The organism is Rathayibacter sp. AY1E8 (assembly GCF_002931415.1).
In the GTDB taxonomy this organism is placed as follows: domain Bacteria; phylum Actinomycetota; class Actinomycetes; order Actinomycetales; family Microbacteriaceae; genus Rathayibacter.
Genome location: NZ_PSVI01000086.1, coordinates 1 through 9,090 on the forward strand (window position 1 = coordinate 1; position 9,090 = coordinate 9,090).

A 9,090-nucleotide genomic window follows, 5' to 3' on the forward strand; every position below is an offset into this window, starting at 1 on the left:
CGGTGTTGGCGATCCACACCTGCTCGAGCGGAGCGGTGACGGAGGAGAGGGCGTGCGCGATACCCGCCGAGCGGGCGGCGCCTACTCCGCAGCGGGCGATCAGGAGCGAGCCGAGGCCGAGGGCGACAGCACCTCCCGAGAGCAGCAGCCAGGAGCCGGTCTCCACTCCGGTGGAGGGGAGGCCGCCGGGGCCGGTCGGTGCGGTGATCGGCGCGGCCGTGGCGGTCGGTCCGGCCGTCGGCACGACGGTGGGCTCCGGGGTCGACGTGGGCTCCGGGGTCGACGTGGGCTCGGGGGTCGACGTGGGCTCGGGGCTCACGGTCGGCTCGGGCGTCGCGGTGGGCTCGGGCGTCGCGGTGGGCTCGGGCGTCGCCGTCGGCTCGGGAGTCGCGGTCGGCTCCGGTGAGCCGGTCGGCTCCGGCGTCGGCGTGGGCTCCGAAGTCCCCGGCAGCTCGACGGCGGCGCCCTCCGGCGCCACGGCGAGCAGCGCCCGGGCGACGTCGCTGAACGCTCCGACCGGGTGGTTGCGGAACACCGGCGAGGTGCCGAAGAGGAAGCCCTCGGTGCCCGACTCCGTCGAGAACGAGACGGCCGAGGCCTGCCCGGCCGCGTCGCTCCGGGACTGCCCGTCGGAGTCGACCCAGTGCCCGGCGACGAACGTGCCGTCCTCCGAGTAGCTCTGCTCGACCGCGACCGACTCGTCGAAGCCGGCGAACCACAGTGCCGGCGAGACGAACGCGGTGTCCTGCGGGTAGTCGCCGAGGACTCCGCCGCCGGGCGTCTCGACCGAGACGATGCCGTTGGAGCCGCTCGTGCCGGTCTGCGCAGTCAGCTCGGCCAGGCCGAAGTCGGACACGAAGGCCGCTCCAGCGCCACCGCGGCCGACGACGTCGCCGCCCGCCGCGAGGAACTCCTCGACCACGGTGCGGCCTGCGGCCTGCTCCGGGGTGAAGGAGAGGGCGCGTCCCACGTAGAGCACGTCGGCGCTCTCGAGGGTCGCGGTGCCCGCGGTGAGCGCGGCCGCGTCGACGGCGACCGCGTCGGCGAAGCCGAGCTTGGCCAGCGCGTCGCGGTCCTCGTTCGTGCCGGAGTAGGCGACGCGGAGGGCGTCGAGCGCCTTCCCGTCCTCGGCGCGCACGCGGTCGGCGGTGGTCGCCGTGAAGTCGACGCCGAAGACGGCGGCGGCTCCCTCGGCGGCCGCGAGCCCGGCGGCGTCGGCACGCAGGGCGATGGTGCCGTCCTCGAACTGCTCGAGAGCGACGCCGTCGGCCAGCAGCGCGTTGACGGCCTGGTACTCCAGGACGCCGCGCGGCTCGAAGGCGAGGTAGTCGGCGCCTGCCGGGACGGAGCCGACCGGAGCGACGGCGGTCACCGGCTCCAGGCCGACGGCTGGGAGGGCATCGGTGGTGGAGCCGATCGCCTGCACGTCGGCGCCCCAGAGGAGCGAGAGGCTCCAGGCCGAGACGTCGTACATCTCGGGCACACGGCTCGAGATGTCGCTGCCGTCGGCGAGGAGGACGTTGGCGAGGCCGCGGACCGACTGGTGCATGTCGACCAGGTAGGTGCCCGCGGGGTAGGAGACTCCTCCGACGCTCGTGGCGGCCGTGGTCCGCGACACCTCGACGCCGTGGGCGAGCAGCTGCGCGACGAGGGTCTCGGCGTCCGAGACGGAGCGCTGCGTGCCGTCGACGGGGATGACGTAGGCGCGCGGGTACTCGGTCGTGTAGACGTCGGTCTCGTCCCAGATCTCGGTCCACTCGGTCGGCACGCCCGCGGGCAGGTCGGCCGCGGAGACGTCGGCGGGGATCTCGACGGCGGGGGCGCCGGTGACGCCGCGCTCGAAGATGCTGACCTGGTTGCTCAGGAGCGCGTCGCGGTTGGCCTCGATGTAGTCGACGGAGGCGTCCATGACGATCCCGGCGACCTCGACGTCGATGTCCGCGTTGGCCTGGCCCTGGGCGATCTCCTCCGGAGTGCTGTTGGCCGTGCGGCCGAGCGGAAGCTCCACCGTGTTGGTGATCGCGCCTTGGAAGGCGACGTACTGCGGGGCGAAGATGGGGGGCCAGTCGTCCCAGCCCGCGCGGATGTCGCGGTAGGGGATGAGGATCTTCCCGGTGTTGTCCGTCGTGGCGCTGCCGTCCTCGGCGAGGTAGGTGTTGCCGGGCACGTCGGCCTCGACGACGCGGCGCTCGATCTCCAGCGCGGTCGCGTACGCGTGCGGGAGGAAGAGGTCGTACTCGTAGTTCTCGCCGTGCGGCGGGCCGCAGGGCTCGACCTGGAGGATCCCGGTGTAGCCGTGGATGTCGATGAAGTACGTGGGCTGGAGCACGCTCGAGAGGTCGCGGATCACGGCCGCCTCGCTGGTGGCTCCGGTGATCATGTCGCGGTTCGGGTCGTAGCCCGCGGCGACGGCGCGCTGGCCGAGGGCGCGGCCGTCGGGGTTGTTGGTGACGGTGAAGTAGAGGCGGTTGCCCTCGAGCAGCGCCTCGGTCTCCGCGTCCTCGGCGGTGGCGACGCCCTCGATGTACTCGAGGATCGCGTCGCTGCCCTCCCACTCGTTGCCGTGGATGTTGCCGTTGAACCAGACCGGCACCTTGTAGCCGTCCATCAGGTCGGCGTCGGCGGCCGCGGCGGCGGGCTCGTACTTGAGCCGGTCGCGCCACTCGGCCTGCTGCGCCGTCTCGGCCTCGGTCTCGGGGGCGGTGACGGTGACCAGGTAGATGTCGCGGCCGAGGCCGGACTTCCCGACCACCTGGGTCGAGACCCGGTCGGAGCGGGCGGCGAGCGCGTTCAGCTGCGGCGCGATGGCGTCGTAGGGGGTGACTCCGCGCAGGAGCGAGGCGTCGGTCGGGTCGACGGGCACCTCGGTCAGCGGGGTCTGCTGCGGGTAGCTGGTCGGCACCGCGATCGGAGCGGACGGCGGACGCACGATGTCCACGCGGGTGTAGTCGGCGGGTGCTGTCGTCGTGGCGGTCGCCGGCGGGGCGACCAGGAGGCCGCCGGCGGCGAGCGCGAGCGCGGCGCATCCGGAGGCGAGGGCGGTTCGAGATCTCAAGCGGAGTTCTTCCCTTGTCGAGGCGTGACGGAACGGATCGGGCCCCCGTCGGCGTCTGGATCTCCGAATCGGATGTGAACCCTCTCAGGAAGATAGAGGCTCCATGTTTCCGTCACGTGTCGGCCGGGTCACCTCCGCGAGATGCCTGTTCTGAACGCCTCGCCCGGCGACTCGGGTGCCCGAGTGGCATCCGGCGAGAGGAGGAAGCAGGGCCCGGTCAGAGGAAGAGGGAGAGGACGAGCGTGGCGCCGAGCGCGAGGACGGAGGCGAGGGAGACACCGACGGTCACGGACTTGAGGGCGCCGCGGACCGACTGGCCGAGGAAGCTCTGCAGCAGCCAGAAGGTGTTCGAGGTGACGTGGATGCAGAACAGCGCGCCGGAGCCCGCGGCGAGTGCGATCAGCAGCGGGTCGAGGCCGAGTGTCGCGGCGACCGGTGCGACGACTCCGGCCGCCGTGATCGCCGAGAGGGTGACCGAGCCGACCGCGATGTGCAGCACGGCCGCCATCACCCAGACGAGCAGCAGCGGCGCGGTCGCCGAGGTCGAGAAGTAGCCCTTCAGGATCTCGCCGAGGTCGCCCTGCGCGATCACCGCGGCGAGCGCCCCGCCGACGCCGGTGAGCAGGAAGATCTGCCCGCCGTCCTGGAAGCCCTTGGCGACCGCCTTCTCCATCCGCGCGGTTCCCACGGTGGACCGGCCGACCACTCCGGTGCCGATCACGGCGAGGAGGAGCGCGATGACGGGGTTCCCGAGGAACTGCAGCACCGGCAGCTCGATCCCGGAGACGGTGAGCACCGCCTGCGCGGCGATGAGCAGGAGGGCGAGGAGCATGGGCGCGAAGAGGAGCAGGAGCGGGCGCTCGCGGGCGGAGTGGGCGTCCTGCGCCTCGGCGGGACCCGCCGCGTCCTCGACGGACGAGCCCGACGAGCCGCCCGATGCCGCTCCGACTCCGCTCGAGGACGCCCCGCCGCTCCCCCGCGCTCCGAACGACGGCAGCCGTCCGCCGTCCGCGGCGGGCGACGCCCCCACCGTCGCGAGCCCGGTCGTGTCGTCGCGCACGACCAGCTGCTCGTCGCGCGCCGGGTCCCAGAAGCCGAGGCGGAACGCGAGCGACATCAGCAGGATCGTGACCACGACCGTCGGCGCCACCACCGCGAATCCGCCGAGCATCATCACGCCCAGCGGCACTCCGAGCAGCCCCGCGAGCGCGACCGCGGCGAAGCCGGGCACCATCATCACGATGCCCGTCTCGAGCCCGACGGCGAAGGTCACGGCGACGATGCCGGTGCCCGCGCGCCCCAGCCGCGGCGCGATCCGGCGCGCGAGCGGGGCCGCGATCACGATCAGCGCGTCGACGAAGATCGTCTGCAGGTAGGTGGCGAAGGAGAGGCCCAGCGCGTAGGGGATCCCGCGGCGGCCGAAGACGCGCAGCAGGCCCTCGACGAGCCGGACGACGGCGCCCATCTCGTTGAGCATCGCGCCGATGAGCACGCCCCAGCCGATCAGGAGGCCCGCCTCCATCATCACCTCGCCGAAGCCGGTGGTCATCGTGGAGACGGTGTCGACGGGGCCGAGCCCGGTGAGCAGGCCGATCGCGGCGGCTCCGACGGCCAGCGCCAGCACCGGGTTGAATCGGAAGCGCACGATCGCGACGACCACCACGACGATCACGAGGGCGACGACGCCCAGGGTGTACCACTCGGGCATGACGTCCTCCTCCGCCCGCGACTGCGCGTGCCGTCACACCCTAGGGGACCGCCGCGCACCCCCTCGCCCCCGCCGGGCACGGGGCCCTAGCGTGGACGCATGGCACTGACGCTCCCCGAGCCCCGACTCCCCTCCCTCCTCGACTCCCCCGTCCTGCGCTGGGGGGTGATCGCGCCCGGCTCGATCGCCGGCTCGTTCGTCGAGGCGCTGCAGAAGCACACCCGGCAGCGCGTGGTCTCGGTGGGCTCCCGCTCGCTGGAGCGCGCGGAGCGGTTCGCGAGCCGGTTCGGGATCGAGCGGGCCTCGGCCGGCTACGAGGCCGTGGTCGAGGATCCGGAGGTCGACGTGGTCTACATCGCCTCCCCGCACTCGGAGCACGCCCGCCAGGCACTGCTCGCCATCGCCGCGGGCAAGCACATCCTGGTCGAGAAGCCGTTCGCGCCGACCCCGGGCGAGGCCGAGATGATCGTGCACGCCGCGCGCGACGCCGGAGTCTTCGCGATGGAGGCGATGTGGATGCGCTACCTGCCGCACATGGACGTCGTACGGCAGCTGCTCGCCGACGGGGCGGTCGGCGCGCCGGCCGTCGTCTCGGCCGACTTCGGCGCCGCCTTCGACTTCGACCCCTCCAGCCGCATCTTCGACCCGGCGCTCGCGGGCGGCGGCCTGCTGGACGTCGGCGTCTACGCCTCCTCCTTCGTCTCGATGGTGGCGGGCACCCCGCAGAGCACCGTCGTCGCCGGCAGCATGACCTCGACGGGCGTCGACGCGACCGCGACGATCGTCGGCAGCCACGCGCACGGGGTGCAGTCGGTGGCCACCTCGACCGTGCTGGCCGACACCCGCCACGCGGCGAGCGTCGCGGGGCGGGCGGGGCGGATCGACGTGCACCCGTCGTTCTGGACGCCGGGCGGCGTGACGCTCACCCGCGGCTCCGAGAGCGGGTCGTGGATCGACGAGACGCCGCTCCAGGGCGGCGAGGGCCTCGCCTGGGAGGCGCTGCACGTCGCGCAGTACGTGACGGAGGGGCGCACCGAGTCGCCGCTGCACCCGCTCGACGAGGTGGTCGCCGTGGTGCGGACCCTCGACGACGCGCGCCGCCGGCTGGGCGTCTCGGTGTAGGGCGGGCGGCGGGAGACCGCCGCCCCGGCCCTCAGCCCGCCGGCAGCTCGACGCGGAAGCTCGTGCGCCCCGGCTCGGACGCGACGAGGACGCGCCCGCCGTGGGCGTCGACGACCGCCGCCACGATCGCCAGGCCCAGCCCCGTCGATCCGGTCGTGCGCGCTCGGGAGGAGTCGCCGCGGGCGAAGCGCTCGAACAGCACCGGCACCAGCTCCGGCGCGATGCCCGGGCCGGAATCGGTGACCGTGACGACCGCGATCGGCCGCCCCTCCGACACCTCCTCGGCGAGCGCCGCCACGACCCGGGTGCCGGGGGGCGTGTGCACGGTCGCGTTCCGCAGCAGATTGGCGACCACCTGGTGCAGCCGGAAGCCGTCGCCGCGGATCTCGATCGGCTCCTCGGGGAGCTCGAGGTCCCACTCGTGGTCGGGGCCCGCGGCGTGCGCGTCCGAGAGCGCCTCGATCACGAGCAGCGTCAGGTCGACGGGCTCCTTCTCGAGGTCGCGGCCCTCGTCGAGGCGGGCGAGCAGGAGGAGGTCCTCGACCAGCGAGGTCATCCGGGTGGCGGCGGACTCGATCCGATCGAGGGAGTAGGCGGCCGACTCCGGCAGCTCGGTCCCGCCGCGCCGGGGCAGCTCCGCGTAGCCGCGGATCGCCGCGAGGGGAGTGCGCAGCTCGTGCGAGGCGTCGGCGACGAACTGCCGCACCTTGTCCTCGCTCGCCTGCCGCGACTCCAGCGCACCGGTGACGTGGTCGAGCATGCGGTTGAAGGCGGCGCCGACGCGGCCGACCTCGGTGCGGGTGTCGGCGTCCTCCTCCGGGACCCGCTCGACCAGCTCGACGGCGCCGCGGTCCAGCGGCAGCTCGGCCACGCGGGTCGCCGTCGCCTCCACCCGCTCCAGGGGCCGCAGGGCCACGCGGATGATCGCGGTGGCGACGAGGGCGACCAGCAGCATCGCCAGCAGCACCACCACGACGACCACCCAGGTGAGGGAGGCGAGCGTCTCGGCGACCTCGCCCAGGGGGACGCCGACGACGACGACGGAGCCCTCGACCGCCGCCGCGCGCACGCGGTAGGTCCCGAGGCTCCCGGGCAGCTCGATGGTCGCCTCCTCGCCCCCTGCGGCGACGGCCGCCGCGAGCACCGAGTCGGCCGGGTCCGAGAACTGCCGGCAGACCCCGTCGGCGTCGACGTAGGCGCCGATGAAGGAGCCGTCCGAGCCCTGGACGGCGGTGATGGTGCTGAGGTTCTGGCTCGGGCCGCCGCCGAAGGATCCGCTCGGGCAGGTCGTGGCCTGCTCGATCGCGCTCGACCCGCCGAAGCGGCTCGGCCCGTCGAAGTCCTGGAGGCGCGTGACCGACTGGCTGAGCGACGCGTCCGTGCTGCCGTAGAGGATCGAGCGGGCGGAGAGCACGCTGACCGCTCCCACGACGCCCGCCGTCACCGCGACGAGCGCGACCACGGCGACGACCATCCGCCGCCGCAGAGTCCACGGCGCGCGCCGGCCGCGGCGGGAGCTGCGGAGGGCGGAGCGGGTCGCGAAGTCGCCGAGCGACGGGCGGCCGGTGCGGCTCACTGGTCGGCGGGCTTCAGGAGGTAGCCGGCGCCGCGCACGGTGTGGATCATCGGCGAGCGGCCGGCGTCGATCTTCTTGCGCAGGTACGAGATGTAGATCTCGACCACGCTCGACTTGCCGCCGAAGTCGTACGACCAGACCCGGTCGAGGATCTGGGCCTTGCTGAGCACGCGGCGCGGATTGCGCATCAGGAAGCGCAGCAGCTCGAACTCGGTGGCGGTCAGCTCGATCTCGTCGCCGCCCCGGCGGACCTCGTGGCTGTCCTCGTTCAGCACCAGGTCCCCCACGACGACCTCGGGGTCGTCCGCGTCGTTGGCGAGCAGGGTGCTGCGGCGGATGAGTCCGCGCATCCGGGCGACCAGCTCCTCGAGGGAGAAGGGCTTGGTGACGTAGTCGTCGCCGCCGGCGGTGAGCCCGGCGATCCGGTCGTCGAGCGCGTCCTTCGCGGTGAGGAAGAGGACCGGGGTCTCGCTGCCGTCCGCGCGGACCCGCTGCAGGACCTGGAGGCCGTCGATGTCGGGGAGCATCACGTCGAGCACGATCACGTCGGGCCGGAACTCGCGGGTGATCGTGATCGCGGCGCGGCCCTCGGCGGCGGTGCGCACCTCCCAGCCCTCGTAGCGCAGAGCCATCTGGAGCAGGTCGGTGAGGGTGCTCTCGTCGTCGACGACGAGGACGCGGATCGGCGTCCCGTCGGCCCGCTTCAGGCGGGTGCGCTGCGCGGGGGCGAGGTGCTTCGAGGGGGCCGGGGTGCTCATGACTCCAGTATCGGGAGTTCCCTATGGATCGGCTATGACCGGCCGATGCCGTCGCTGTGCGCTCCCGATGCGTCCTCCGCGGGATCGGCGTCGAGCTCCTCCGGAGCGATCGCCGCGGTGCGCGCATAGCCGCGGACCCGCCGGTCGATGAAGGTCGCCGCCCAGAGCAGGACGCCGATCACGAGCAGCACCCCCGCGATCCCGTACTGGGCCGTGTCGCGTCCCGAGGTGATCGGCAGCACCAGGTAGACGCAGGCGATCGTGCCCAGCACCGGCAGCACGGTGGGGGTCCGGAAGTGACGGTGCTCGACCGGCTGCCGGCGCAGCACCAGCACGGAGACGTTGACGACGGCGAAGACCGCCAGCAGGAGGAGCGACGTGGTCCCGCCCAGGAGCACCGCGATGGGGTCGGAGGGGTCGCGCGACACGTAGGCGGTGAGGAGCAGGGCGATCACCGTCGTGAAGAGGATCGCGGCCCACGGCGTGCGCCGTCCGCGCAGCACGTTCTGCAGGAACGGCGGCAGCACGCCCTGGCGGCTCATCCCGTAGAGCAGGCGGCTGGCCATCATCATGTTGATCAGCGCGCTGTTGGCCACGGCGAAGAGCGAGATGAAGGGCAGGAGCGTCGAGATCGGGAAGTCGGGCGCCGCGGCCTCGACGACCGTGACGAGCGGAGTGTCGTTGCCGGCCAGCTCCCCCACGGGGACGATCGCGACGGCGAGCGTGGATACGAGCACGTAGACCACGGCGGTGATGCCGAGACCCGTGAGCATCACGCGCGGGAAGATGCGGCTGGGCTCCTTCGTCTCCTCCGCCATGTTCACGGAGTCCTCGAATCCGACCATCGCGAAGAACGCCAGCGAGGTCGCGG

General features: G+C 73.2%; 6 protein-coding genes. 1 reads left to right on the forward strand and 5 read right to left on the reverse strand.

Annotated elements, in window-relative coordinates:
* Together C5C74_RS16240 and C5C74_RS16245 are read right to left on the reverse strand one after the other, a co-directional pair.
* Positions 1 to 3,055 (reverse strand): M14 family zinc carboxypeptidase (locus tag C5C74_RS16240; protein WP_104351896.1); only part of this gene is annotated, 3,055 nt, incomplete at its 3' end.
* Between the two features lie 217 nt (positions 3,056 to 3,272).
* Positions 3,273 to 4,763: a GntP family permease gene (locus C5C74_RS16245; RefSeq protein WP_104223652.1), complete on the reverse strand. Its 1,491-nt coding sequence runs from the start codon at positions 4,761 to 4,763 to the stop codon at positions 3,273 to 3,275.
* Between the two features lie 99 nt (positions 4,764 to 4,862).
* Here C5C74_RS16245 and C5C74_RS16250 point away from each other — a divergent pair, with 99 nt between their 5' ends.
* Positions 4,863 to 5,885 carry a Gfo/Idh/MocA family protein gene (locus C5C74_RS16250; RefSeq protein ID WP_104223651.1) on the forward strand — a complete coding sequence of 341 codons (1,023 nt, stop codon included), beginning with the start codon at positions 4,863 to 4,865 and terminating at the stop codon, positions 5,883 to 5,885.
* A 31-nt stretch (positions 5,886 to 5,916) separates the two neighbouring features.
* Here C5C74_RS16250 and C5C74_RS16255 read toward each other — a convergent pair whose 3' ends face one another.
* From C5C74_RS16255 to C5C74_RS16265, 3 genes are all read right to left on the reverse strand, one after another.
* Complete coding sequence (locus tag C5C74_RS16255; RefSeq protein WP_219812137.1) at positions 5,917 to 7,461, reverse strand: cell wall metabolism sensor histidine kinase WalK; 1,545 nt, start codon at positions 7,459 to 7,461, stop codon at positions 5,917 to 5,919.
* Positions 7,458 to 8,219, reverse strand: coding sequence for a response regulator transcription factor (locus tag C5C74_RS16260; protein ID WP_104223650.1), 762 nt, complete (start codon positions 8,217 to 8,219; stop codon positions 7,458 to 7,460). Before C5C74_RS16260 ends, C5C74_RS16255 begins: the two co-directional genes overlap by 4 nt.
* Positions 8,220 to 8,251: 32 nt before the next feature.
* The coding region (locus C5C74_RS16265; protein ID WP_146083100.1) for an APC family permease at positions 8,252 to 9,090 on the reverse strand (839 nt) is incomplete at its 5' end.